General features: G+C 55.6%; 22 protein-coding genes and 1 pseudogene. 15 read left to right on the top strand and 8 right to left on the bottom strand.

What is annotated here, in order from left to right:
- Positions 1-88: 88 nt before the first annotated feature.
- A complete protein-coding gene (locus CSTAT_RS11300) occupies positions 89-628 on the bottom strand; it encodes a CAP domain-containing protein (protein WP_066796384.1) in 540 nt (179 codons plus the stop codon).
- A gap of 393 nt (positions 629-1,021) precedes the next feature.
- Here CSTAT_RS11300 and CSTAT_RS13340 point away from each other — a divergent pair, with 393 nt between their 5' ends.
- The 5 genes and pseudogenes from CSTAT_RS13340 (at position 1,022) to CSTAT_RS11280 (ending at position 7,060) form a co-directional block, all read left to right on the top strand.
- A complete protein-coding gene (locus CSTAT_RS13340) occupies positions 1,022-1,198 on the top strand; it encodes a hypothetical protein (RefSeq protein WP_232465807.1) in 177 nt (58 codons plus the stop codon).
- Positions 1,199-1,253: 55 nt separating this feature from the next.
- A pseudogene (locus CSTAT_RS11295) lies at positions 1,254-1,978 on the top strand (phytoene desaturase family protein); the annotation flags it as partial.
- Positions 1,979-2,351: 373 nt separating this feature from the next.
- Positions 2,352-3,773, top strand: a complete 1,422-nt coding sequence (locus tag CSTAT_RS11290) for an MDR family MFS transporter (protein WP_075723918.1) — start codon at positions 2,352-2,354, stop codon at positions 3,771-3,773.
- Between the two features lie 281 nt (positions 3,774-4,054).
- Positions 4,055-6,772: an ATP-dependent Clp protease ATP-binding subunit gene (locus tag CSTAT_RS11285; RefSeq protein WP_066796372.1), complete on the top strand. Its 2,718-nt coding sequence runs from the start codon at positions 4,055-4,057 to the stop codon at positions 6,770-6,772.
- A 117-nt stretch (positions 6,773-6,889) separates the two neighbouring features.
- A complete protein-coding gene (locus CSTAT_RS11280; RefSeq protein WP_075723539.1) occupies positions 6,890-7,060 on the top strand; it encodes a DUF4236 domain-containing protein in 171 nt (56 codons plus the stop codon).
- A 48-nt stretch (positions 7,061-7,108) separates the two neighbouring features.
- On the opposite strand, the gene CSTAT_RS11275 is transcribed toward CSTAT_RS11280, so the two are convergent.
- Positions 7,109-7,972 carry an HhH-GPD family protein gene (locus CSTAT_RS11275; protein ID WP_156845126.1) on the bottom strand — a complete coding sequence of 288 codons (864 nt, stop codon included), beginning with the start codon at positions 7,970-7,972 and terminating at the stop codon, positions 7,109-7,111.
- 62 nt (positions 7,973-8,034) lie between these two features.
- Here CSTAT_RS11275 and CSTAT_RS11270 point away from each other — a divergent pair, with 62 nt between their 5' ends.
- The gene (locus tag CSTAT_RS11270) at positions 8,035-8,640 is read left to right on the top strand and encodes a carbonic anhydrase (RefSeq protein WP_066796369.1); all 606 of its coding nucleotides are present in this window, start codon (positions 8,035-8,037) and stop codon (positions 8,638-8,640) included.
- Positions 8,641-8,767: 127 nt separating this feature from the next.
- Positions 8,768-9,505 carry a hypothetical protein gene (locus CSTAT_RS11265; RefSeq protein WP_336469890.1) on the top strand — a complete coding sequence of 246 codons (738 nt, stop codon included), beginning with the start codon at positions 8,768-8,770 and terminating at the stop codon, positions 9,503-9,505.
- A 13-nt stretch (positions 9,506-9,518) separates the two neighbouring features.
- Here the strand turns inward: CSTAT_RS11265 and radA are convergent, their stop codons facing one another.
- The 3 genes from radA to CSTAT_RS11255 all read right to left on the bottom strand — a co-directional run bounded on the left by radA (position 9,519) and on the right by CSTAT_RS11255 (position 12,073).
- Positions 9,519-10,910 carry a DNA repair protein RadA gene (gene radA, locus CSTAT_RS11260; RefSeq protein ID WP_075723538.1) on the bottom strand — a complete coding sequence of 464 codons (1,392 nt, stop codon included), beginning with the start codon at positions 10,908-10,910 and terminating at the stop codon, positions 9,519-9,521.
- A gap of 143 nt (positions 10,911-11,053) precedes the next feature.
- A complete protein-coding gene (locus CSTAT_RS13530) occupies positions 11,054-11,194 on the bottom strand; it encodes a hypothetical protein (RefSeq protein ID WP_156489160.1) in 141 nt (46 codons plus the stop codon).
- 312 nt (positions 11,195-11,506) lie between these two features.
- Positions 11,507-12,073 (bottom strand): hypothetical protein, encoded by a 567-nt coding sequence (locus CSTAT_RS11255; RefSeq protein ID WP_211273046.1) that lies wholly within the window; start codon positions 12,071-12,073, stop codon positions 11,507-11,509.
- A 490-nt stretch (positions 12,074-12,563) separates the two neighbouring features.
- Here CSTAT_RS11255 and CSTAT_RS11250 point away from each other — a divergent pair, with 490 nt between their 5' ends.
- The 8 genes from CSTAT_RS11250 to CSTAT_RS11215 all read left to right on the top strand — a co-directional run bounded on the left by CSTAT_RS11250 (position 12,564) and on the right by CSTAT_RS11215 (position 21,234).
- The gene (locus CSTAT_RS11250) at positions 12,564-13,151 is read left to right on the top strand and encodes a CarD family transcriptional regulator (protein ID WP_066796361.1); all 588 of its coding nucleotides are present in this window, start codon (positions 12,564-12,566) and stop codon (positions 13,149-13,151) included.
- 3 nt (positions 13,152-13,154) lie between these two features.
- Positions 13,155-13,850: a 2-C-methyl-D-erythritol 4-phosphate cytidylyltransferase gene (gene ispD / locus CSTAT_RS11245; RefSeq protein ID WP_075723536.1), complete on the top strand. Its 696-nt coding sequence runs from the start codon at positions 13,155-13,157 to the stop codon at positions 13,848-13,850.
- Positions 13,851-13,871: 21 nt separating this feature from the next.
- Positions 13,872-14,360, top strand: coding sequence for a 2-C-methyl-D-erythritol 2,4-cyclodiphosphate synthase (gene ispF / locus CSTAT_RS11240; RefSeq protein WP_075723535.1), 489 nt, complete (start codon positions 13,872-13,874; stop codon positions 14,358-14,360).
- 130 nt (positions 14,361-14,490) lie between these two features.
- Positions 14,491-16,623 (top strand): N-acetylglucosamine-specific PTS transporter subunit IIBC, encoded by a 2,133-nt coding sequence (nagE, locus tag CSTAT_RS11235; RefSeq protein ID WP_075723534.1) that lies wholly within the window; start codon positions 14,491-14,493, stop codon positions 16,621-16,623.
- 129 nt (positions 16,624-16,752) lie between these two features.
- Complete coding sequence (nagB, locus tag CSTAT_RS11230) at positions 16,753-17,517, top strand: glucosamine-6-phosphate deaminase (protein ID WP_075723533.1); 765 nt, start codon at positions 16,753-16,755, stop codon at positions 17,515-17,517.
- Between the two features lie 55 nt (positions 17,518-17,572).
- Positions 17,573-18,961, top strand: coding sequence for a cysteine--tRNA ligase (gene cysS / locus CSTAT_RS11225; protein WP_075723532.1), 1,389 nt, complete (start codon positions 17,573-17,575; stop codon positions 18,959-18,961).
- 24 nt (positions 18,962-18,985) lie between these two features.
- Entirely contained in the window at positions 18,986-19,942 is a 957-nt protein-coding gene (rlmB, locus tag CSTAT_RS11220) for a 23S rRNA (guanosine(2251)-2'-O)-methyltransferase RlmB (RefSeq protein ID WP_066796347.1), read from the top strand.
- A gap of 161 nt (positions 19,943-20,103) precedes the next feature.
- Entirely contained in the window at positions 20,104-21,234 is a 1,131-nt protein-coding gene (locus tag CSTAT_RS11215; protein WP_156845125.1) for an HNH endonuclease signature motif containing protein, read from the top strand.
- Between the two features lie 93 nt (positions 21,235-21,327).
- Here the strand turns inward: CSTAT_RS11215 and CSTAT_RS11210 are convergent, their stop codons facing one another.
- Genes CSTAT_RS11210 through CSTAT_RS11200 form a run of 3 tightly spaced genes read right to left on the bottom strand, consistent with a single transcriptional unit; the run spans position 21,328 to position 23,830 of the window.
- The gene (locus CSTAT_RS11210; RefSeq protein WP_075723530.1) at positions 21,328-22,149 is read right to left on the bottom strand and encodes a CE1 family esterase; all 822 of its coding nucleotides are present in this window, start codon (positions 22,147-22,149) and stop codon (positions 21,328-21,330) included.
- A gap of 11 nt (positions 22,150-22,160) precedes the next feature.
- Positions 22,161-23,129 carry a metal ABC transporter permease gene (locus tag CSTAT_RS11205; protein ID WP_075723529.1) on the bottom strand — a complete coding sequence of 323 codons (969 nt, stop codon included), beginning with the start codon at positions 23,127-23,129 and terminating at the stop codon, positions 22,161-22,163.
- Complete coding sequence (locus CSTAT_RS11200; protein WP_075723528.1) at positions 23,129-23,830, bottom strand: metal ABC transporter ATP-binding protein; 702 nt, start codon at positions 23,828-23,830, stop codon at positions 23,129-23,131. The genes CSTAT_RS11205 and CSTAT_RS11200 overlap by 1 nt, the downstream gene beginning before the upstream one ends.
- Positions 23,831-23,886: the final 56 nt, after the last annotated feature.

The raw sequence follows: 23,886 nt of genomic DNA, 5'->3' as shown, positions 1-23,886 counted from the left end.
ACTTTTAAACATCACAAAGGCCGCGGGTAGCAATCACGTAAAATTGCTGCCCGCGGCTTTTGGTTTAAACGCCTGAAGCCTTTATAAATTAGCGCATGTAGTTTGTAACTACCCACATGCGTCCATCGGAGCTATAAGCAACGCCCACGCCGATCTGGTTGAAGTAGGGGTCTGCCTGATTCTGACGGTGGGATGGCGAATTGTGCCATGCCTGGACTACTTCCTGGGTGGAAGCGCCGCGCCAGTTCTGGTGAACATTCTCGCCGCCTTCCTTCCAGCCGGCTGGGTACTGCTTCAAGTAGTTTGGGTTGTGCGCAGGAACGCCTGTACGAGCCATGTGATTAGCCCAGCGCTGTGCGATGCTATCGAGCTGCGGGTTAGGTGCCACTGGTGCTACGCCGTGGCGGATGCGGTACTCATTGATAGCTACGTAGACAGACTGGGTGTTGACTATGTTGCTAGAGGACGGTGGCGTAGCAGCGTTCGCCGTGGCGGTGATTGACTGCGAAGAGCCACCGACGTGAGCGCCAATAGACTGCACAACGTCTTGGACGCCGCCGGTAAGGCTACCCGTCGCGGCTGTTATAACGGCGACGATGCCAGCGATCTGAGTTTGAATAGCGTTCATCGAATTCGCTCCACTCGAACCCTGCCTGTAACTGCCGTGAAGATAAAGTGCGGTAGCGCAAGGGGTTCGTTATTTAATCGTTATCAAGGTCTATAAAGGAACCTTAGAACCGAATAAAAACAGGTGCGAGCAACAGGGGTAAACAAGGGGTACACTACTGTGACCTGTGTGTTTTCATGTTGTTCATGTGGTTAGAGGGGTTTATTTTCGGCTCATGTTCGAGGGCGGAAAAAGGGCTTTTCCCGCCTCGGATTTTGACCCAATGCTTAAGATTTTCACCCTCCGGCTTATAGTCATTGAGTGCTAATGATGGAAAAATTAGCGAATATGAGTTAGCGATTGAACGGAGCACGACGCGTGGATCACAATGCGTTGAGTGCTTCTCACGGAGGTATGGAAAGCATGTCGGGTGCCTGGCAGGAACAGCCTGCTAAGTTGTTGCACCACTATGACCGCTCCGCTCAGCATGCAGCGCATGAGATTATTCGTCGCTATTCCAGCAGCTTTTTCCTAGCTTCTAATTTGCTGCGCGGTCACGTAAAACTGACATCCGCAGTATGTATGCAGTAGTGCGCATCGCCGATGAGATTGCTGACGGTGCCGGCTATGGCGCAGGACTGAACGCCCACCACACTTGCGTACTTATCCCGCAAAATACTGGGACAAGCGCGACCCTGGTTTGGGAACCGTCCTCATCTACACCGGGAGACAGGAAAGCTCTCAGAGTTAGCGCGTTAATCTTTGTTCTTAAGCACGGACTTTGACGCTGTCTTTGGCAAAGAAGCCTCCCCGCTCGATTCAAAGTGGTCGCGGTCGATGTATGTCTCGAAGACCTCCGCAACCGATGACAATGTGGCTCCTGAAGGCTATGAAAATCTCTTCGTGCTCATTCCCACCGCTGCAGAGCCAGATCTTGGCCACGGTAATGCTTTTCTAGAAGCCGCCGAGGATATTAACGCCAGCAACAGCATGGAAGTACGTGAAGAAGATCCGCGAGTGCATGACATCGCAAAGCAAGCGATTGACGTCATCGCACGCTGGGCAGGAATTGAAGATTTAGCTTCGCGAATCGTGATTTCTAAAACCGTTGGGCCACAAGATTTCGCGCAGCGCTTTAACGCATGGGATGGCGGGGCAATAGGACCTGCACATACCTTGGCACAGTCAACATTTTTCCGCGGGAAGAATATCTCTTCCAAGATCGATAACCTGTATTACGCTGGAGCAACCACCGTTCCAGGAGTGGGCGTGCCGCTGTGTTTAATCTCTGCAGAAAATATCATCAAGCGGCTACGCGAAGACCACACCACGGGGCCCTTACCAACTGCGTCGAGATTTTCTGAAGCCTGAATCACGGTGGTGGCTGCGGTAGGATGCTGAACGTGCACCACACACTGGGGTTACTTCCGTGTTTTCAGTTACAACTTTCGGCTGCGGGTACCGAAATGGAAGAAAAATCACTAAGGTCTTGTTAGCTCTAAAGCGGTTGAAGTTCTTATTTTTCATAAACAGAACTTTTGATTGAAATCCCGCACGGGCACTTTTGCTTTAAGGGCCACTTCCTACATTTGTGGGTGGCGGTGCCTATTCCCCTTATTTAAGTGGTCAAACCTTCACCCGTGGGTGAAGTGTCTTTAAATAAATACATGTTTAGTTGAGAAAGAAAATTTGCGTGGCACAGAATAATTCGCCTGCAGCTTCTACTGCAGCCGCCCCAGAAAAGATGTCCGCTGACGTTAAGCTCACCTTGGCCGTGTTGGTTGCAGCAGCGACCATCATGATCTTGAATGAAACCTCCCTCTCGGTCGCACTGCCTGCAATTATGGCGGAATACCAGGTGCCAGCAACTATTGTGCAGTGGCTACTGACCGGATTCATGCTGACCATGGCCGTGGTTATCCCTACAACTGGTTTCGCCATTGAGCGTTTTACCACCCGCCAGGTGTTTATTACCGCCTGTCTGCTCTTTATCGTTGGCACCGTGGTGGCAGCGTTAGCGCCAGCCTTTATCTTCTTGCTCGCTGGCCGCGTTGTGCAAGCAGCAGGTACTGCGTTGGTAATTCCACTTCTGATGACGGTGACCATGACCTTGGTTCCGCGCCAGCGTCGCGGTTCTGTGATGGGCATTATCGCCATTGTTATTTCCGTGGCACCAGCACTTGGGCCCACAGTTGGTGGCGCGATTGTTAACTCCATGACTTGGCACTGGGTATTTTGGCTCATGGTGCCATTGATTGCACTGGTGCTGCTCGGTGGCTGGTGGAAGCTGCGCAACGTCGGCGAAAACCGCAACGTACCGCTAGATATCCTGTCCTTCTTCCTGTCCGCTTTCGCTTTCGGCGGGCTGATCTACGCATTGTCCTCGATTGAATCGATGCTGGCCGGTGAAGGCACAGTTGCCCTTATCATCCTGGCTATCGGCGTTGTATCCCTGGTGCTTTTTGTTTTGCGTCAGCTCCAGTTGGGTAAGAAAGATAAAGCCTTCTTGGACCTGCGCCCTTTTGCTATCCGTAACTTCACCCTCGCAGTTTCAGTCATCTTGGTGTCTTTCGGCGCGATGTTGGGCTTTGCCACCGTCTTGCCTATCTACCTGCAGACTTCTTTGGGCGTTACCGCACTGGTGACGGGTCTCGTGGTCATGCCAGGTGGCGTGCTGCAGGCGATTATGTCGCCATTTGTAGGCCGTCTCTTTGACTCTTACGGTCCTTTCCCGCTGGCTATTCCAGGCGCCATCTTGATGCTCGCGGGCGTTGGTTCGATGATCTTGCTCAATGAGCATTCCGCAGTGTGGATGGTTATTTGCATGCACGTGTCATTCTCCGTCGGTATGGCCATGATGATGACCCCGATGATGACCACGGCATTGAGCTCTTTGCCAGATAATCTCTACAGCCACGGCTCTGCTGGCATGAACACCTTGCAGCAGCTTGCCGGTGCAACCGGCACCGCGATCCTCGTGGTTTTCTTGACTCGCGGCACTATCGCAGGCACCGAAGCAGGTCTGTCTGAGGCCGCCGCAACTGCGCAAGGCTCCACGATGGCGTTTACCTTCGCTGCAGCGTGCATGGTGATCGTCGTGTGCTTGGTGCCATTTGTAAAGCGCGTCAACAATGAACCGGAACACGTAGAAGTACCAGCTGCGTAGAACCTTCACTTTCTCCGCCGGTATCAGTAAGCCTCAGCTTCGCACAAGCTGGAAGCATTGCTTATCGATGCCGGCTTTTCCATGCCCAATTCCAGCCACAAAAATTCATCAATTATGGCAGTTTTCCAACCTGTTCGCTACCGGCGTACACCCTTATGACCTGCCGAAATCGTTGAAAACAGCTTTATTGTTGAGCGGAGGGGAAATAGTCCAGGCAAACTCGCGTTAGAGTGGGTGACAACTTAGCAATAAAAATAATCCACATCCAAGGGGTAAGAGTCATGTTCGAGAGGTTTACGGACCGTGCTCGTCGCGTCATAGTTTTGGCGCAAGAAGAAGCGCGGATGCTCAACCACAATTACATTGGTACCGAGCACATCTTGCTCGGCCTCATCCAAGAAGGTGAGGGTGTTGCTGCCAAGGCACTGGAGTCCATGGGAATCTCTCTCGAGGACGTCCGTGGTGAGGTAGAAGCAATTATTGGACACGGAACCCAGCCGCACAACGGCCACATTCCGTTTACTCCACGTGCAAAGAAGGTTCTTGAGCTTTCCTTGCGCGAAGGGCTGCAGATGGGACACAAGTACATCGGTACTGAGTTCTTGCTGCTCGGTCTTATCCGCGAAGGCGAGGGCGTTGCAGCCCAGGTCCTGACCAAGCTGGGCGCTGACCTGCCTCGCGTGCGTCAGCAGGTTATTCAGCTGCTGTCTGGCTATGAAGGCAATCAGGGCGATAAGCCAGAGGCAAGCTCTGGCCCAGTAGGTGCTGGCACTGGTGCCCAGAACCCGGGCCGCCAGGGCCCAGGTAACCAAGGCGAGCGTTCTAACTCGCTGGTATTAGATCAATTCGGCCGCAACCTCACCCAGGCTGCCAAGGACGGCAAGCTGGACCCAGTCGTTGGACGTGAGTCTGAGATTGAGCGCATCATGCAGGTGCTGTCTCGCCGTACCAAGAACAACCCTGTTCTTATCGGTGAGCCCGGCGTTGGTAAGACCGCTGTTGTAGAAGGCCTTGCTCTCGATATTGTTAATGGCAAGGTTCCAGAGACCTTGAAGGACAAGCAGGTTTACTCGCTTGACCTGGGGTCTTTGGTGGCAGGCTCCCGTTACCGTGGTGACTTCGAAGAGCGCCTGAAGAAGGTTCTCAAGGAGATTAACCAGCGCGGGGACATCATCTTGTTCATCGACGAGATCCACACCCTTGTTGGTGCAGGTGCAGCCGAAGGTGCCATCGACGCAGCTTCCTTGCTGAAGCCAAAGCTGGCTCGTGGTGAGCTGCAGACCATTGGTGCAACCACCTTGGATGAGTACCGCAAGCACATTGAAAAGGATGCGGCGTTGGAGCGTCGTTTCCAGCCGGTACAGGTAGACGAGCCTTCCATGGAAGACACCGTCACCATCCTGCGCGGCCTGCGCGATAAGTACGAGGCGCACCACCGTGTTTCCTACACCGATGAGGCTTTGAAGGCAGCGGCATCGCTGTCCGATCGCTACATCAACGACCGCTTCTTGCCAGATAAGGCAGTCGACTTGCTGGATGAGGCCGGCGCTCGCATGCGCATTAAGCGCATGACTGCTCCAAAGAGCATCCGCGACGTCGATGACCGCATCGCAGAGGTTCGCAAGGAAAAAGAAGCTGCGATTGATGCGCAAGACTTCGAGAAGGCAGCTGGCTTGCGCGATACCGAGCGCAAGCTCCACGAAGAGCGTTCCACCAAGGAAAAGCAGTGGCGTTCTGGTGACCTGGAAGAGATTGCAGAGATCACCGAAGACCACATCGCAGAAGTTCTTGCGCACTGGACTGGTATCCCAGTTCTGAAGCTGACCGAGAAGGAATCTTCCCGTCTGCTCAACATGGAAGACGAGCTGCACAAGCGCATCATTGGCCAAAACGAAGCAGTCAAGGCTGTCTCGCGCGCCATCCGTCGTACCCGTGCAGGTCTGAAGGATCCACGTCGTCCTTCCGGTTCGTTTATCTTCGCCGGTCCATCCGGTGTTGGTAAGACGGAGTTGTCCAAGGCTTTGGCGAACTTCCTCTTCGGCTCTGATGATGACCTCATCCAGATTGACATGGGTGAGTTCCATGATCGCTTCACCGCGTCGCGTCTCTTCGGTGCCCCTCCGGGATACGTTGGCTACGAAGAAGGTGGCCAGCTGACCGAGAAGGTTCGCCGCAAGCCATTCTCCGTGGTGCTTTTCGACGAGATCGAGAAGGCTCACAAGGAGATTTACAACACCTTGCTGCAGGTTCTGGAAGATGGTCGTCTGACGGACGGTCAGGGTCGCGTCGTGGACTTTAAGAACACCGTTCTGATTTTCACCTCGAACCTGGGTACCCAGGACATCTCCAAGGCTGTGGGCTTGGGCTTTACCTCTTCGAACGAGACCGATTCGGATGCGCAGTATGACCGCATGAAGAACAAGGTCAACGATGAGCTGAAGAAGCACTTCCGTCCAGAGTTCTTAAACCGTATTGATGAGATTGTGGTCTTCCACCAGCTCACTCGCGATGAGATTGTCCAGATGGTTGAGCTGCTCATCGGCCGTGTTGAGGTTCAGCTGGCTGAGCGCGACATGGGCATCGAGCTGACCCAGAAGGCCAAGGACCTGCTGGCAAAGCGCGGCTTCGACCCAGTACTGGGTGCACGTCCTCTGCGTCGTACCATCCAGCGTGAGATTGAAGACCAGCTCTCGGAGAAGATCCTCTACGGCGAAATTGGCGCCGGCGAAATCATCTCCGTCGATGTCGAAGGCTGGGATGGCGAGTCCAAGGACAACACCAAGGCAACCTTCACCTTTAGCCCACGTCCGAAGCCACTGCCAGAAGGCACCTTCGACGAGCCTTTGGAGGACACCGAGGTCCGCGACAATGACGGTGCAGATGCTGAAAGCGTTGACACCATCGTTCCGGACACCTTGCCAGAGGAGCCAGTTTCCTCATCGAATGATGATGGTAACAACCCGCCACCAGCAGGTGCAGGTGCTCCTTCCGGTCAGTAGTCAATAGTTAGAAATTATTGACCAAGTACCAACGAGAAAGTCGCCGTTTCCAGAAAATAACCTGGGACGGCGACTTTTTCGTGACTGAAGTGCTTTTACTGCGCTAGAGTTTTCTATATGGGACTAAATTTTCGCAAGCGTAAGAAGATTGGCAAGAACTCCTGGCTCAACCTCTCTGGTTCTGGAGCATCCACCTCGACCAAGATTGGTCCGGTAACACTCAACTCTCGCGGGGGCTTTTGGGTCAATCTCCCCGGTGGGCTTAACTACCGCGGCCGGTGGAAGTAAGCCCCTCGCTCGCTTCGCTTACTTGGGATTTACTTCGACAAGTGGCTTTTAACGCGGGAGGTGGAAGGTGCCGGTGGGGGTTTGGACAGCGAGGCCGTCATCGATAAGCGAAAATAGCGCACGGGCACGTTGTGCTGCATCTGGCCACACCACATCCAGCTGTGATTTCTCCACTGGGGCATCCGCGGCGCGCAGCACATCCATGAGTAGCCCGCGGACTTGGCGGTCGGTGCCGGTGAATTTCTGCACGCGCTTTTTCGCCTTAGCTAGTTCTTCTTCACTCGGCTGCGGGCACCCGAGTTGCTGCCACTGACAACTGTGCGCAATTGGGCACTCTGCGCACTTCGGGCTTTTCGCCGTGCACACCAATGCCCCCAGTTCCATCAATGCGGCCGAACACCGCGGACCTGTGGTGACTTCGGCGACTTGGGCAAGTTCTTTGGTCGATGGCTGCGGCTGCAAAAATTGCCCGGTTACCGCGCGGCCATACACCCGCCGGACATTGGTATCAACGACGGGAACATTCTGCCCGAAATGAAAGCATGCCACCGCACGCGCGGTATAGGCGCCGATACCAGGCAGCGCAAGGAGCTCATCGACATTATCGGGCACCTCGCCGCCATGCTTGTCGACGATTGCCTGTGCGCACTCATGCAAGCGCAAGGCACGGCGCGGATAGCCCAGCTTGCCCCACGCGCGAAGAACCTCGGCTTTGCTGGCGTTCGCGAAATCAGTTGGCGTGGGCCACCGCTTAATCCATTCTTGCCACTGTGGTGCCACGCGCGCCACAGGTGTCTGTTGGCTCATGACCTCACTGATCAAAATCCCCCAGGCTGAGGTGTTTTTCTTCCGCCACGGGAGAGGGCGTTCGTGGAGGTCAAACCAGGTAAGTAGCGCAGTAGTATCAATCATGATCATGGATATTGTACTAGGTAGGAGTAAAGTTGTTTCCTGTGACGGAACATACAACTAACATGACCCCGCAGAACGTTTGGAACTCTTTGAAAGAGGGCAACCAGCGCTTTGTAGAAGAACGCGCCGAACACCCCAATATTGACCAGACGCGACGAGTTTCCTTGGTCACTGGCCAAGACCCCAAAGTCGTCGTGCTGTCTTGCTCAGATTCTCGCGTGCCAGTGGAGCTGGTCTTCGACATGGGCTTGGGCGATGCCTTTGTTATTCGTACCGCTGGCCACATCGTGGACAACACGGTCTTAGGCTCTTTGGACTACGCTCTGGAAAACCTTGGCTGCAACTTGATTGTCGTCATGGGCCACCAGTCTTGTGGAGCCATCGGTGCGACCGCGCAATTCGTAGATGGCGACATGCAGATTCCATCTGGCTTCCAGCGCAGCATCATTGAAAAGGTTGCGATGTCCACCCTGCGCGCACAAAAAGAAGGCAAGCGCGACCATGCAGACTATGAGCGCCAGAACGTCATTGACACCGTGCGTCAGATTCTTGCGCGCATGCCTGATTTGAACCAGCGCATTATTCAAGGCGAACTAGGCGTAGTAGGCACGCGTTACTTGCTGGATGAAAGCCGTATTGAACCAGTCGTCCTGCACGGTGTGGTTTAACCGCAACCTGCACGAAATTCTCGTGCTCCCTTTCCTAACCGTCGCGTTGCGGTCGTGGGAAGGGAGCTTTTATGACACGCCCATCCGCATGGTGTCTGTATGTGGCAAAACCGCATAATATGAGGGTGTGTCTAACCCTAACCAGCCCTCCAATAAGCTGCCGCGCGAGATTTACATGCGACGTCGCATCGCGGCGTTTGTTGTGATCCTGGTCGTGGTAGTTGGTCTGCTGATTGCTTTTAGTGCCTTCGGCGGAAACAGCGACGATGAACAAGCCGCTCCCGAATCCACCCCTGCGTCTGCACCTGCGAAACCGGAAGACGAAGGTGCTAGCTCCGAATCCTCCCAAGAGATGGAATCTGAATCGGAATCACCGTCGACTACGGAAAACTCTAAGCGCGAGGAAAAGGACGACGCGGAGAAGTCCTCAGAGCCAAGCGCCAGTGTTGACCCAGCGTTGGCTGATAAAGACACCTGTGAACTCTCAGACCTCATCATCCGCGCTTCCTCAGATGCGACCACGTATCCCAATGGGGTCCAGCCTAACTTTGGCATGACCGTCATCAACCCCACGGGCGCTGATTGCAAAATCAACCTAGACGAGGAAAGCCTGCGCTTCGAGGTCTACCGCATTTCTGACAACCGCCGCATGTGGGCGGATACCGATTGCTACGACTCCGTGCAGCGCGGCGAGTACAACTTCCCAGCTGGTGAAGAGCGCAGCTTCGATGCTGTCTGGTCACGCCTTGCTTCCGACCGCGACGGTGAATGCAGCGAGCGCCCAGCTGTAGATCCTGGCGCATACTTCCTGCACACCGTCATTGGTGATAATGCTTCGGAGCCTTATACCTTCAACCTGGCTTAGCCTCCCGGCTGGTCTAGCCGTTGATGATGGCTATCGCCTGTCCGAGCGTTGAAGCATAGGCGATATTCATACCATGTACTTCAGATTTTGCACCCGCCGGAACAATAGCCTGGGTATATCCCAAACGTGCCGCCTCGCTTAAACGACGGTCAATGTTTGGCACGCGGCGTAATTCACCAGCCAGGCCCACCTCACCAATAACCACGGTTTTAGAAGGCAACGGACGCTCGTGCAGCGAAGACCACGTCGCTAAAGCAACCGCTAAATCTGTGGCGGTTTCTGTAATTTTCATTCCGCCAACGGTTGCCACGTAGGCATCTTTGTCATTGGTGCGCTCATTAGCGCGCGCCTGCAAAACGGCTAGCACCATAGGAACGCGGTTATTATCCAAACCAGTGACCACGCGCCGTGGGTTCTTGCCTACTGGGTCAACTGTCAAAGACTGCACCTCGGCGAGCATAGGGCGCACACCGTCCATCGCGACGGTAACAGCAGAACCATCCGGGGTAGTGCCGCGGTGGGAGAGGAAAAGTCCCGACGGATCCGGTACCTCGCGGATACCACCGGCGGTTTGTTCAAAGCAGCCCACTTCATCGGTAGCACCAAAGCGGTTCTTAATCCCGCGTAGCATTCGCAGGCTGGATTGCCTATCGCCTTCAAAGTTTAAGACCACATCGACTAAGTGCTCGAGCACGCGGGGACCCGCGACATTGCCGTCTTTGGTGACGTGCCCAACCAGCAAGATGGGAATATTCGTGGTCTTGGCCAAGGTAGTAAGGGCGGCGGTAACCGCGCGGGATTGGGCTACACCGCCGGCAACACCTTCGACCCCGGAGGCGTGCATGGTTTGGACGGAGTCCACGATAATCAGCGAAGGCTTTAGCTGTTCTACATGCCCGAAAACAACGTCGAGGTTAGACTCTGCTGCTAGATACAAAGTGTCATGCAAAGCATTCGTGCGTTCAGCGCGGGTGCGGACTTGGCCAACAGACTCCTCTGCGGTGACATAAAGGGCGGTGCGTGGGTCCTTATCGGCTTGGGTCCAGCGTGCTGCTACCTCAAGCAATAGCGTGGATTTACCCACGCCAGGTTCGCCGGCCATCAGGACAACTGAGCCGGGAATAATGCCATCGCCTAAAACACGATCCAGCTCCCCAATTCCAGTCTTCAAAGCCTTGGTGGTGGTGCTGGCTACTTTGGATATAGGCTGCGCCGGGGACGAAGGAGTTAGGCCTTTGGATACTTGCCCCGTAATTGCAGCGGCTGCGACATTCGCGCTTGCTGTAGCGGGCATCGATTCTTGCAGGGTGCCCCAAGACCCACATTCGGGGCAGCGCCCCAGCCACTTGGGGGAGACATATCCACATTCAGAACAGGTGTGGATGGGACGTTGCTTTTTAGCCATGTCTTCATACTCTAGTAGACCAGCCAGACACTGCATCTCACCAGGAAGCTAGCAATTGTGGTGCAAGAAAAACCGACGCCCGAAACAAAGGATGATTCGTGGCGCCGGTTTTAGAAGTAGGACGAATTGAGGGTTGGAGGGTACTAGAAACCGTAGCGGGCTGCTGCGCGGCGAACTGCTGCTGGGACGCCTGCGCCTGGTGCACGCTGGAACTCGGTGAAGACTTCCAAGATGCCCCAAATAAACGCTACGGATGATGCAAGACTTAAAGCTGCGCCTAACATGGTGGTTCCTTTCGAAAGGGGTAAAGGTAGCCTAAGTATAAGGTTTTCCTACGCTCTCCAAGCTGCATTTGCGCAGCGCAAAGCTATAAAATCGAAACTATAGTGATTAATAGCGCAAACTAAGTAATGTGGTTTATGTCACCAAGCTGCGCTGATTGTCTAGACTTTCTCGGTGAATGCGCTTGAAGGAGTTCGAACGTAGCCTGTATGTTACTTACCCCCTTTAGGGTGGGTAAAATGCAGAAAGCGCCCTGCGTGCGTGGGGTAATCCACACGCGCGCAGGGCGCTGAAGGTGCTGGTTCTAAGCGGGCTTAGTTAGCTTTGTAGCCTTCGGTGCTGGAGACGTCGCGGTCGTTCTCGCCAGCGTGCATCTGCGGTGCGGTAATAGCTGCGTTGACCTCAATGTCACCATTGGAGAAGGTGAAAGTTACTGCACGGTAGCCGCCGATGCCGTAGTCTTCGTTGTCAAGCTCGGTTGCAACGTACTGGATGCGGTCGTTGTCAGCCTGTGGCTGTGCATCAAGCCAGTCCTGGGAGTTGCCAACGATGGTATCGGTGCGGCCAATTGGCTCAAGGCCTGGCAGGGAAACCTCCTGGCCGTCAACGGAGATGGACTCTAAGGTGATCTGCTCGTCGGTGTAGGCCTGGTTGAGAGCGGTGAACTTCAGAGACGCTTCGTTGGTATCTGGCTCTACCTGGATAGCAACGTCGCGGACAGCAATGTTGCCGTCTGCGCTTTCAGCATCGCCGCCATCAACTGCTGCTACCTGGCTAGAGGTTTGGGTAATCTGGCCTGCAGAGCAAGATGCCAGTGCCAGCGCGGCAATAGCAGTGGCGGAAATGGTGGCACCCTTGCGGGTAACAGACTTCAGGGACATCACGTCGAGCGTCCTCCATCGATTGAGATCACGGGGGTTATCAACGACTTAGCTTAGTCCCTTTTGCCACATAATACCCAGTTCCCGCCCTGTCGAGATGCTCACAGTGGCAATTTAGGGGGCATTCGCGGGGTAGTTCGGGGGTGATCTCCGGTAAGCCCTCATCGTTTATTGTGCGGCAGCCCAGGGGGCGTAAATATGGAAACTAAAGCACGCGGCGAAGATGACGTCCTGCGTGTTGGCGGTAGGTAGTATGATCGCCCGCCCTAACCGGTCGTGCAGTCGGTGGGCGTGGTAGAATTAGCGGCCTAAGTGTGTCCTAGGTGTATCTATAGCGCAATTTTGTTATACCGCCCAGCTGCCAAGCAGCGTCGTGACGTGCTTGTGGTTGGGTACAAGAAGGTAGCGGCAATCTGCTGGTAGTTAAAGCCGCAGAGCGTGGTGCGCAACGTGTGCAGGTGCAACGGAATTTTATTTTAAAGGAGCTGCAATGGAGTTCAAGGTCGGCGAGGTTGTTGTTTATCCCCACCACGGTGCGGCGGTGATTGAGGCAATTGAGCACCGCGAAATGGGCGGGGAAATGCTGGAGTACCTCGTGTTGCAGATTAATCAGTCTGACCTTGTGGTGCGCGTTCCCTCTAAAAATGTTGAGCAGGTCGGCGTTCGTGATGTCGTAGGCAAGGAAGGTCTGGAAAAGGTCTTCTCTGTTCTGCGTGAGATTGATGTTGAAGAAGCTGGCAACTGGTCCCGTCGCTACAAGGCGAACCAGGAGCGCTTGGCGTCCGGTGACATCAACAAGGTCGCAGAAGTAGTGCGTGACTTGTGGCGCCGTGACCAAGACCGTGGTCTGTCTGCTGGTGAAAAGCGCATGCTGGCAAAGGCTCGTCAGATTCTGGTCGGCGAGTTGGCGCTGGCACAGCCGGTCGATGATAAAAAGGCTGACACCATGATGGAAGAGATTGAATCCACCATCGCTCGTCACCGTGCTGCTGGTTTGGTTGAAGATAATTCGATTACTACCTCGATTGATGATGACGCAGATCTAGATGATCTCTCCTTCGATGACGACGAGGATTAAATAGTGGTTTCACGCGTTAGTGCCCTGGTCGCAGCTGCTGGCCAGGGCACTCGTCTAGGTGCAGCATTGCCCAAGGCCTATGTCCAGTTGCAAGGCCACAGTCTCGTCGAGCGCTCAGTTCGTGCCATGTTGGATTCGGGGGTAGTCGATGATGTTGCGGTTATCGTTGCCGCAAGTATGGAATACCACGCGCGCGAAATCTTTACTCAAGCTGGGTTGATAGAGCGCGTGCGGTTTGTTCACGGCAGCGATGAGCGGGCAGATTCCGTATGGGCAGGCCTGCAGTCGATTCCACATGATGAGGGCATTGTCCTGGTTCATGATGCAGCGCGGGCGTTGACGCCGCCGGCGATGATTGCCCGCGTAGTAGAGGCAGCCCAGGCAGGCGCGAAAGCCGTCATCCCGGTGGTTCCGGTGGCGGATACTATCAAGCGCGTATCGCACACCGTGGTGGTAGATACCCCGGATCGCTCCGCGTTGCGCGCGGTTCAAACCCCGCAGGCTTTCGATTTGGCGACGTTGCGTGCGGCAAATGAAAAGTACTTCAGCAGCCAGACACGCAGTTTCGTCGCTACCGATGATGCCAGCTTGATGGAGTGGTACGGCCAGCAGGTGACCACCGTCGAGGGTGATTCCATGGCCTTTAAAATCACCACTCCGCTTGATTTGACCTTGGCCAATGCCCTTTTAACTTCCTAAAACCAGAAAGAAGTAAAGAACATGACTTCCTCGCAACCGATTATCCCGCGCGTGGGCACGGCTTTCGATGCCCACCAGATTGAAAAAGGCAAAGACTGCTGGATTGCCGGATTGTTATTTGAAGGGGTTGCAGGCTGCGAAGGGCATTCCGATGGGGACGTGGTATCGCATGCGCTTGTCGATGCCCTCCTCTCTGCCGCCAACCTCGGCGACCTCGGCTCATTCGTCGGCGTGGGGCGTAAAGAATATGACAATGTCTCTGGTGAGCGTCTGTTGCGTGAATGTCGTGAGCTGCTGGAATCGCATGGATTTGTCATCGGAAATGCAGCCGCGCAGATGATTGCGCAAACCCCGAAAATGGGCCCGCGGCGGGAAGAAGCACAGCACGTGCTGTCGGAAATTCTCGGCGCCCCGGTCTCTATTTCGGCTACGACCACTGACCACATGGGCTTTACCGGCAGCGGCGAAGGCCGCGCGGCGATCGCTACGGCTGTGGTCTGGAAAGCCTAAAACCCATCGCTTTGAGCGCTCATGCGTGTTAGGTTTAAACGAACCGCACACAGTGTGAGCGAGGTTACCCTTGCTTTGGATCCTGGCCCGCGCTTTTGTGACAACATCAGCAGAAAGGGGCGCTGGCGCAATGGATAAAATCATGGAGCCGCTGCAGCGACTCGGAAAAGCATTAATGGGTGCGGTGGCGGTCATGCCGCTAGCCGCACTGATGATGGGTATTGGCTACTGGATTACCTCAGTTGGCGGCGAAGGAGCGGTAATCTATGGCGACCTGCTGCTCAAGACCGGCGCAGCCGTACTGGATAACTTAGGCGTTATTTTCGCTATTGCCATTGCCTATGGACTCTCCAGAGACAACAGTGGTGCCGCGGCCCTTGCCGGGTTCGTCGGCTTTGCCACGCTGGTTAATCTCATTGGACCGGAAGCCGTGGCGGGCTACCGCGGCATAGAACCCACAGAACTTACCGGCGATGAAGCACTGCGCTGGGCCGAATCCGGTTGGGACGCTGTTGGCTACGGCAATGTCCTATTCGGCATCATGATTGGTATTCTCGCGGCTTGGATTTATAACCGCTTTTATCAAACCCAGCTACCTGATGCCTTCGCCTTCTTCTCCGGCCGGCGTTTGGTCCCGATTCTATCTTCCATCTTCTCCGCAGTCGTCGCCGGCATCATGTACATTATCTGGCCGCTGGTCTACTCCGCGCTCTTTTCCTTCGGCGCCTGGATTCAAGGACTCGGCGCTGTCGGTGCTGGTCTCTACGGGTTTGCCAACCGCTTGCTCATTCCCACCGGGCTACACCACGCGCTGAACTCCGTGTTCTGGTTCGACGTCATGGGCATTGACGATATTCGCAAATTCCAAGAGGGCCCCGTCACCATCGACGCCGCTGCTGCCGCCACTGACGCGCTCAGCTGCCCTGGCGTATGGGACGGCACCACCTGTGAAGTCATCGGCGTGGTTGGCCAATACCAAGCGGGTTTCTTTCCAATCATGATGTTCGGCCTGCCCGGCGCAGCACTGGCCATCTACTTGCGTGCAAAGACGAAACGTCGCAAAGCAGTGGGCGCGCTGATGATGGCTGCAGCCGTAGCCTCCTTTTTCACCGGTGTCACCGAGCCGCTGGAATTCTCTTTCATGTTCCTCGCACCGCTGTTGTACCTGGTGCACGCCACCCTTACCGGTATCTCTTTGGCGATTGCTTCTGCCATGGGCTGGACCGCCGGCTTCGGATTTAGTGCCGGTGCGGTGGACTTCTTGCTCTCCTCGCAAAACCCGCTGGCCAATCAATGGTGGATGTTGCTGGTGATGGGCGTTATCTACTTCTTCGCCTACCTCGGCATCTTCTACGCGCTCATCGGCCTGTTTAACATCAAAACCCCCGGACGCGATGACGATGAATCGGAAGATGGCGGTGCGAGCTTCGATGCCTTTACCGATATCGCGCGTCCTGGGGCATCGAAAGGCGGCGCTGACAACGCCAATACCCATACCGCCGAGCAAATCATTCAGGGGCTTGGCGGCAAGAACAACATCGACTCCATCGACTATTGCTCCACCAGGCTGCGCACACACGTTCACGACGCTTCGCTTGTCGATGAATCCCTCATCCGCAAAGCCGCCGCCTCCGGTATGGTGCGACCGACAAAGCAATCGATCCAAGTCATCGTGGGCACCAAAGTCCAGTTTGTCTATGACGAAGTCGCACGCTTGCTGGCTCAATCCGGCGCGGATGCTGAGCTTATCGGGGAGCGCCCTGCCTCCGAACTCGATCAGCCGGCCACAGCCGTCCTAACCGGCACGACGGTAGAGCTTTCCAAACCCACCGTCGGCCAAGTGATAGCACTCGAGGGTGTATCCGATGATGCCTTTGCTTCCAAGTCCATCGGCGATGGCTTCGCCTTGGTTCCAGCCAGCACGGCTGCCGTCTTTGATGTCTGTGCGCCGGCATCGGGCAAGCTCGACATGGTGTTCAAGACCAACCACGCATTCTCGCTTACCACCAGTGCTGGTCTAGAAGTGCTCGTCCATATTGGCTTCGATACGGTCAAACTCAAAGGCGAAGGATTCACGCGCTTGGTGGAACAAGGCCAATTTGTAGAAACTGGCCAGCCTATCGTGCGCGTAGATGCCAAGGCTTTGCGTGCCCAAGGTGTCGATCTCACCATCGCGGTAGTGATGCCGACGAAGACTCAAACATCTTCGGTTCACCTGGCGCAGGGGAAGGGCTCTGTCGCCGCAGAGGTGGCACTGAAGTAGCGCTGCGGTAGCACTAGAGAGCTCCTAACGGCGGGCTGTGCGCTATACAATGGCGCGCAGCCGTATTATGAAGAAGGTATCGAAGCCACGGTATTGAACACGCAGGAATTGAAGCAAGGGGAAGCCTAAATGGAAATCATCGTCTGCGACTCACCGCATGATGTCGCTGTGCAGGCAGCGGATATTCTCCAAGGCTACGCCAATGACGGCGGCGTCTTGGGAGTTGCAACCGGATCGACTCCGTTGCTGACCTATCAGGAACTTATCCGCCGCCATAAAGCCGGCGAAGTCAGTTTTGCCGGCTGCACGATGTTTGCGCTCGATGAATACGTTGGCCTGCCTATCGAGCATGAGCAAAGCTATTACCGCGTGATCCACGATGAGTTTTCTGATCACGTGGATATTGATCCGGCGGATGTTCATATCCCTAACGGCCTAGCCGACGATGTCCCTGCCGCATGTGCTGGATATGAACAAGCCATCGTGGACGCAGGTGGCATTGATGTGCAGCTGCTCGGCATCGGCACCAACGGACACGTCGGCTTTAACGAACCAGCTAGCTCCTTGTCGTCATTGACGCGGATGAAGACCTTGCATCCGCAGACCGTGGCGGATAACGCACGCTTTTTTAATTCCCTCGACGAAGTCCCCATCCACGTGGTCACCCAAGGACTGGGCACTATCCAGCGCGCCGGGCAGCTCGTGCTCATCGCAACCGGTGAGCACAAAGCTCATGCTGTAGCGCAGTTGGTTGAAGGCCCCTTAAGTGCCGCGTGTCCTGCTTCAGTCCTGCAGATCCACCCACATGCCACCGTTATCGTCGATGAAGCGGCCGCCAGCAGATTGAACAACGTGGATTATTACAAGTTCATCCAGCAGAATAAACCGCAGTAGCTTCTTTGCGCGTAGTGCCTGAGTAATCCGGAACAACGCCGGTAGACTAGGACTGGTGAACCTACGAATTTATGACACCGCTACCCGTTCGTTGCGCGATTTTGAGCCGATTAGGCCCGGCCATGTTTCGATCTACTTGTGTGGTGCCACCCCACAAGCCAAGCCGCACATCGGCCACCTGCGCTCCGGCGTGGCCTTTGATATTGTGCGCCGCTGGCTTTCCGCCCAAGGCCTAGATGTCGCTTTTGTCCGCAATGTCACCGACATCGATGACAAGATTTTAAATAAGGCTGCCGAGCACAACCGCCCGTGGTGGGAGTGGGTTTCTACCTACGAGCGTGAATTTACCAAGGCTTATAACACCCTTGGTGTGCTGCCGCCTTCGGTAGAGCCACGCGCCACTGGCTTTGTTACCCAGATGGTGGATTACATGCAGCGCCTTATTGACCGCGGCTTTGCCTATGAAGCGGAAGGCTCTGTCTACTTTGATGTCGCTGCCTGGGTAAACGCCGAAGGCTCCGACTACGGCTCCCTGTCTGGCAACCGCGTCGAAGAAATGGAACAAGGCGAAACCGATGTCGTGGGCAAACGCAGGCCCCAAGACTTCGCGCTGTGGAAAGCCGCCAAACCAGGCGAGCCTTCCTGGCCAACCCCTTGGGGCGAAGGACGTCCTGGTTGGCACCTGGAGTGCTCGGCGATGTCGACCTACTACTTAGGCTCGAGCTTTGACATCCACGGCGGTGGCTTGGACTTGCAGTTCCCGCACCACGAGAATGAGATTGCGCAGTCGCACGCGGCTGGCGATGATTTTGCTAATTTCTGGATGCACAACCACTGGGTAACCATGGCTGGCGAGAAGATGTCGAAATCTTTGGGCAATGTTTTAGCGGTAGATAATTTGCTCGATATAGTTCGTCCGCAAGAATTGCGCTATTATCTTGGTTCTGCACATTATCGCTCTGTTCTGGAGTACTCCGAAGGTGCGTTGACCGAGGCAGCCGCAGGCTACCGTCGCATCGAGGAGTTCCTAGCACGCTTTGACAACGTGGAATTAGGTCAGTGGACCGAAGGTTTTGAGAAGGCCATGAATGATGACTTCTCTGTTCCGAAGGCTCTGGCGGAAATTCACGTTGCTGTTCGTGAGGGCAATAAGGCCCTTTCTGCTTCCGATGAGCAGACTGCACAAAAGCTTGCTGAATCCGTTCGCCGCATGGCTGAGATTTTAGGTTTTGACCCATTGAGTAATCAGTGGGGAGCCGGTGAATCTGATGATTCCGCGGCTTTGGAGGCGTTAGATGTTTTGGTTCAGGCTGAACTTGCACGTCGCGCTCAAGCTCGTGCAGAAAAGAACTGGGCTGTTGCTGATGAAGTCCGCGATCGTCTCGCTGAAGCAGGAATTACGGTGACTGATTCTGCTGATGGCGCTAAGTGGTCGCTGAATTAAACCACCTTTAAGGAGAAACACACTATGGCACGTACTCACGGCCGCGGCGGCGCAGGTCCCCGTAAAACCAATAAGAAGGGTGCTGTGAAAGGCACCGGCGGCCAGCGCCGCAAAGGGCTTGAAGGCAAGGGGCCTACGCCAAAGGCAGAGGACCGCGTTTACCACGCTAAGCACAAGGCGAAGCTGCAGCGCCAACGCCGCGACTCCGGACGCCACGAGAAGGAAACCGCGGAGATGGTCGTTGGCCGCAACCCGGTCATCGAGTGCCTGCACGCGAAGGTTCCTGCAACCAGCCTCTACATCGTGCAGGGCACGCGTAACGATGAACGCCTGTCCGAAGCCGTAGCCATCGCGAATGCGCGCAACCTTCCTATCTTGGAAGTACAGCGCCACGCCATGGATCAGATGACCGGCAACGGCATGCACCAGGGCATTGGCTTGCAGATTCCGCCGTACAAGTACGCCGATGTGCATGACTTGATTGCGCGGGCAGCCGACAAGCCAGAACCAGGCATGTTCGTTATCTTGGACAACATCACCGACCCACGTAACTTAGGCGCGGTTATCCGCTCCGTTGCTGCTTTCGGCGGCGATGGCGTGATTATCCCAGAGCGTCGCTCAGCATCCGTGACCGCAGTAGCATGGCGTACCTCCGCGGGTACCGCAGCGCGTCTGCCCGTTGCGCGTGAGACCAACATGACCCGCACCGTGCAGGAATTCCAGAAGAACGGCTACCAGGTCGTTGGTCTGGATGCCGGCGGTGAGCACACGCTGGATACCTACAAGGGCGGCAAAGACCCAGTTGTTATTGTCATCGGTTCTGAAGGCAAGGGCATCTCGCGTTTGGTCAAAGAAAACTGCGACGTTATCATGTCCATCCCAATGACCAGCTGGGTAGAATCCCTCAACGCTTCTGTCGCCGCCGGCGCGGTTCTCTCGGAGTTCGCCCGCCAGCGCCGCGTCGCCGCACAAGAAAGCTAAAGCTTCTTGCACAAGCCTTAGAAAGCCGAACCGGCTTTCCCAGGGCTAAAATGCCTCGCCTGTGGATAACTTGACCGTCTGCGTGACGTGTCAACGTAGTTATCCACAGGTTTTTCTTGTTGCACTAGCCAAGACTTGCATAGGCTTTTAGTGTCGAAGTCATGGACCCATTAATGAAAGCCTTCAAGCTTCTCACCAGCAACGGCATCGGATTCCTCCGGCTGTGCGCTGAATACTCACCCTATGACTTAGCCGATGACGGCATTGAAATTTCCTTAGCCAAAAACTACACCCGCCTCGCAAGCACGCTTTTTAGCCCGTGCGACTCCCCACGCATCCAACGCGAAGCGGTAGCTCTCGCCGAAGAGCGTCAGCTCAGCGTCAATCACTTGTTGATGATAAACAAGCACGCGAAGAAGCTTAAAGCCCGCGGCGCCGCCTGGAAACTGCGCGCCGAACTTATCGCTCGCGAAGGCAGCCTCGAGGAAGTCGAAGCCTACGCGAAAAAGCGCGTCAGGGAAGAAGGCGGCGACACCAAGAAGAAACCGGGCGTACGTGTCGGCCGAGTCATTGATGGCCTGCGCACCATTAGTATTACCGATACCCAACGTCGTATTACCGATTTAGAAAAGACGCTTGACGCCGCTGTCGAAAACGATAATGACCGACCTCGTTCCGAAGCCTTGTTAGAACCCTTCTGGGATTTAATCGAAGGCAACGGCACTGGGCTTATCAAGCCGGAATACCGCACTGTGATTGCTATTGGTCTTGATGATTTCGCGAAAGTTTCCTGCGGCAAAGGCGAGGACGTCATTGTTGCTTTATCCGACGGCACGACCATGACGCGCGCTGAATTCATCAACGCTGCGATGGCCGGCTCCCTTGGTGACAAGCTCTATGTCGGTCTTTTCCACCCCACCGCCGGCCCGGTGAATCTCTACGAAGCCCGTTTCGCATCAGAGAAGCTGCGCACCTTGGCCATGGCGGAAAACCTGGTGTGCCCGTGGCCAGACTGCAACGTACCAGCCGATAGATGCCAGGTCCACCACATCGACGCACACAAACACGGTGGGCATACCAAGCCATCGAATCTGACGATGCTGTGCAAGTATCACAACGGTGTCAATGACGATGACGGCCCGCGCAAGAAACGGAAACGACCAAGTCCGGGTAAACCCAAGCGCGGCAGGATGCGCCGACACCGCGGTAAAGTCCGCCTGCACACCCCAGGCGGAAAACTTGTGGGCAACACCCACCACGTGAGCAGCATGGGGGCGATGGACCTCATCTAATCGCCTCGACCAGTGCTTCCACACCCATGAAGTAGGTGCGCCCCAAAAAGGCGCGGCACACCTGCTAATTAGTCATGCGCAAAACCGGAAGGGCTAGGTTAGCTCGAAGAATTCCGCTACGACCTCTGCTGCGGTGAAAGAATCAGTGTTCTTTCCCAAGCGGGGGTCGAGTTCTTTTCCAGAAGGCACAACATGGCCCATGTCTTGCACAGTCCACAGCTCCACGCGGTTGTCACCCGGCCAGGTTGTAATTTCTACATCGGGGTAAGGATTGCTAGTCTGCGGTGCGCCAGCGCCGTTGCGCTCGGCAAAGTAGGCGCCAGTAGCAGGCGCTGAGAGGACCTCGCCGCGGGTGCGCTTGGCGTGAATACCGGCCATGCCGCCCTCATAAGGCGCCTTGTCATCCAAGGTGCCGTGAATCATCAACAACGGCGTGGGCTGATAGGCCTCGACCGGATTAGTTGGGGCGAGGTTCTCGCCAGCAGCCAAAGTTGCGGCAAATAAGGCGGCCCCGGAGAGAAGCCCGGGGGCATCGAAAAGCAAGCGCAGCACCATCTGCCCACCATTGGAATACCCGCAGGCGAAGATCCGGCCAATGTTGAACTTTTGCCTCAGCTCATCAATGATTGCGTGGGTAAAACCAACATCGTCAGTGCCCAGCTCACGCGTGACCTCCGGCAGGTGCTTGCGGGCATCATTGAAGTGGTTCTTGATTCCACCGGGATAGGCAACGATAGTGTTGCAGCTAGCCAGAGCATCAAAGGTGAAATCAGTAAAACGTCGGATCACATTCGGCGACTGCAAAGAACCGTGAAAGACCAGCAGCAGATCCTGCGGGCCGTCTTCGGGGTTCTCCGGCGGAATAAGAACGTAGCGGCGTTCGGTGTCTTGAAATGTGATCCGGCGTTGTTCCATGAGATAAAAGCTTAATCATCAACATGATCGCAGTGCTCATCATGGTGGCTGGTGTGATGAATTTGTGAAGGATCCGCGTTGCCCATCCGCGGGGAGACGGTCGCGGCGAATTCTTCCTTATCGCGTTTCGCAGCAATATCGTCGCGCACGGCACGGCGGTTCTTGAGCACCCCGACCGCGCGGCACACGAGGTAAATCGCAAAAGAGATGGTGGTGACAAAAACCGAAACCGGCAACCCTGGTGCCAGAGATAAAATCAGGCCCCCGACCGCAGCGACTTCGGCAAAGATGACAGACCACAGCACGGTCTTCAGCGGTGAAGAGGTAATCTGCACGGCTGCCGCACCCGGGGTAATCAGCAAGGCCATGACCAACAGCGCGCCGACAATCTGCACGGATTGCGCGGCAGCTAGACCAACCAGCACCGCGAAAAGTACAGAAATCGCGCGGATAGGAATGCCGGAGGCCTGCGCCATGACTGGGTCGGCGGATGCGAAGAGCATCGGGCGCCAAAAGAGCACGACTGCGGCTACGACAACGATGGTAGTTAGCGCCAACAGCCATACCGAAGCGCTGGAGACACCAACGATTTGCCCGGTCAGCAAAGTCATTGCCGCAGTCGGGTTGCCGGGATACAGGTGCAGGAAAAGCACGGAAAGCCCCAGGCCGAAGCTCATGACCACGCCAATGGCGCTGTCTTGCTGGCCTCTAAATCCCAGGACGGCTAACACGATAGCGGCGCCAATCGCACCGGCGATGGCACCCCAGCCGATATTAAGGCCGAAAAGCAGCGCCGCAGCCGCACCCATGAGAGCCAGCTCGGAGGTGGCATGGACCGAAAATGACATCTGCCGCAGCACCACCAACGACGTCATCACGCCAGAGAGCACGCCGAGCAAAGCACACGCAATCAGCGCCTGCTGCACGAAGTCAACCGACAGCAAGTAGCCGGTATCGTCGAGGAAAGTCTGAAAATCCATTAGGCGACAATAATCCTTCCATCGACATTTAATACCTTGACACTTGCGCCGTAGAGCTCCGAGAGCACCTCGGTGCGCATGACTTCTTCCACCGAACCCAGCACATGTCCGTGCGGCGCGAGATACAGCACCCGGGAGACGACGTCGAGTACCGGATTGATGCCGTGGGTGACAAAAATGGTCGCGGTGCCCTTGTCGTGGCGGCGTTTCTGCAGCCTGTCGATGGTCATCGCCTGCCGTGCAGGATCCAGCGAGAGCAGGGGTTCATCGGCAAGAATTACCTGCGGATCATTGGCCAAGGCCTGCGCCTGACGTACTAACTGCTGCTGCCCGCCGGAAAGTTGACCAACCCGGCGATCTGCAATTCCTCCGGCGCCGACTTCGGCCAAAAGCTCATCGACTTGCGCTTTAGACGGCCTTCGCTTTCCGATGACCCCGTGTGCCAACGACAATGACACCAAATCACGTGCCCGCAGAGGTAGCTGCTGGGCAAACATACGCTGCTGCGGGATATAGCCGATGCGTGCATTAACATCCAGCTTTCCGCCGGTGAGTTGGCGCGTGCCCAAGATGGTTCCCAGCAGCGTGGATTTACCCACGCCGTTGGGGCCCAAGACAGCGATGAACTCGCCAGGTTTTACTTCCAAATCCAGCCCTGACCACAAAGGGTCAACGGCTGCCTGGCTAAAAGAAACTAACATCAAACTCCAAAAGGATGGTTGGGCTTGCATCTTTGGTAATGCACAAGCCCAACCAT

The organism is Corynebacterium stationis (genome assembly GCF_001941345.1).
Lineage (GTDB): Bacteria > Actinomycetota > Actinomycetes > Mycobacteriales > Mycobacteriaceae > Corynebacterium > Corynebacterium stationis.
The sequence above is the reverse complement of the archived record's forward strand: the minus strand, read 5'-3'. Positions and strand labels throughout refer to the sequence as shown.

Coding starts and splice junctions, on each gene's coding strand:
- CSTAT_RS11300 (WP_066796384.1), bottom strand. CDS start 628: ATGAACGCTATTCAAACTCAGATCGCTGGCATCGTCGCCGTTATAACA.
- CSTAT_RS13340 (WP_232465807.1), top strand. CDS start 1,022: ATGGAAAGCATGTCGGGTGCCTGGCAGGAACAGCCTGCTAAGTTGTTG.
- CSTAT_RS11290 (WP_075723918.1), top strand. CDS start 2,352: ATGTCCGCTGACGTTAAGCTCACCTTGGCCGTGTTGGTTGCAGCAGCG.
- CSTAT_RS11285 (WP_066796372.1), top strand. CDS start 4,055: ATGTTCGAGAGGTTTACGGACCGTGCTCGTCGCGTCATAGTTTTGGCG.
- CSTAT_RS11280 (WP_075723539.1), top strand. CDS start 6,890: ATGGGACTAAATTTTCGCAAGCGTAAGAAGATTGGCAAGAACTCCTGG.
- CSTAT_RS11275 (WP_156845126.1), bottom strand. CDS start 7,972: ATGATTGATACTACTGCGCTACTTACCTGGTTTGACCTCCACGAACGC.
- CSTAT_RS11270 (WP_066796369.1), top strand. CDS start 8,035: ATGACCCCGCAGAACGTTTGGAACTCTTTGAAAGAGGGCAACCAGCGC.
- radA (WP_075723538.1), bottom strand. CDS start 10,910: ATGGCTAAAAAGCAACGTCCCATCCACACCTGTTCTGAATGTGGATAT.
- CSTAT_RS13530 (WP_156489160.1), bottom strand. CDS start 11,194: ATGTTAGGCGCAGCTTTAAGTCTTGCATCATCCGTAGCGTTTATTTGG.
- CSTAT_RS11255 (WP_211273046.1), bottom strand. CDS start 12,073: ATGTCCCTGAAGTCTGTTACCCGCAAGGGTGCCACCATTTCCGCCACT.
- CSTAT_RS11250 (WP_066796361.1), top strand. CDS start 12,564: ATGGAGTTCAAGGTCGGCGAGGTTGTTGTTTATCCCCACCACGGTGCG.
- ispF (WP_075723535.1), top strand. CDS start 13,872: ATGACTTCCTCGCAACCGATTATCCCGCGCGTGGGCACGGCTTTCGAT.
- nagE (WP_075723534.1), top strand. CDS start 14,491: ATGGATAAAATCATGGAGCCGCTGCAGCGACTCGGAAAAGCATTAATG.
- nagB (WP_075723533.1), top strand. CDS start 16,753: ATGGAAATCATCGTCTGCGACTCACCGCATGATGTCGCTGTGCAGGCA.
- rlmB (WP_066796347.1), top strand. CDS start 18,986: ATGGCACGTACTCACGGCCGCGGCGGCGCAGGTCCCCGTAAAACCAAT.
- CSTAT_RS11215 (WP_156845125.1), top strand. CDS start 20,104: ATGGACCCATTAATGAAAGCCTTCAAGCTTCTCACCAGCAACGGCATC.
- CSTAT_RS11210 (WP_075723530.1), bottom strand. CDS start 22,149: ATGGAACAACGCCGGATCACATTTCAAGACACCGAACGCCGCTACGTT.
- CSTAT_RS11205 (WP_075723529.1), bottom strand. CDS start 23,129: ATGGATTTTCAGACTTTCCTCGACGATACCGGCTACTTGCTGTCGGTT.
- CSTAT_RS11200 (WP_075723528.1), bottom strand. CDS start 23,830: ATGTTAGTTTCTTTTAGCCAGGCAGCCGTTGACCCTTTGTGGTCAGGG.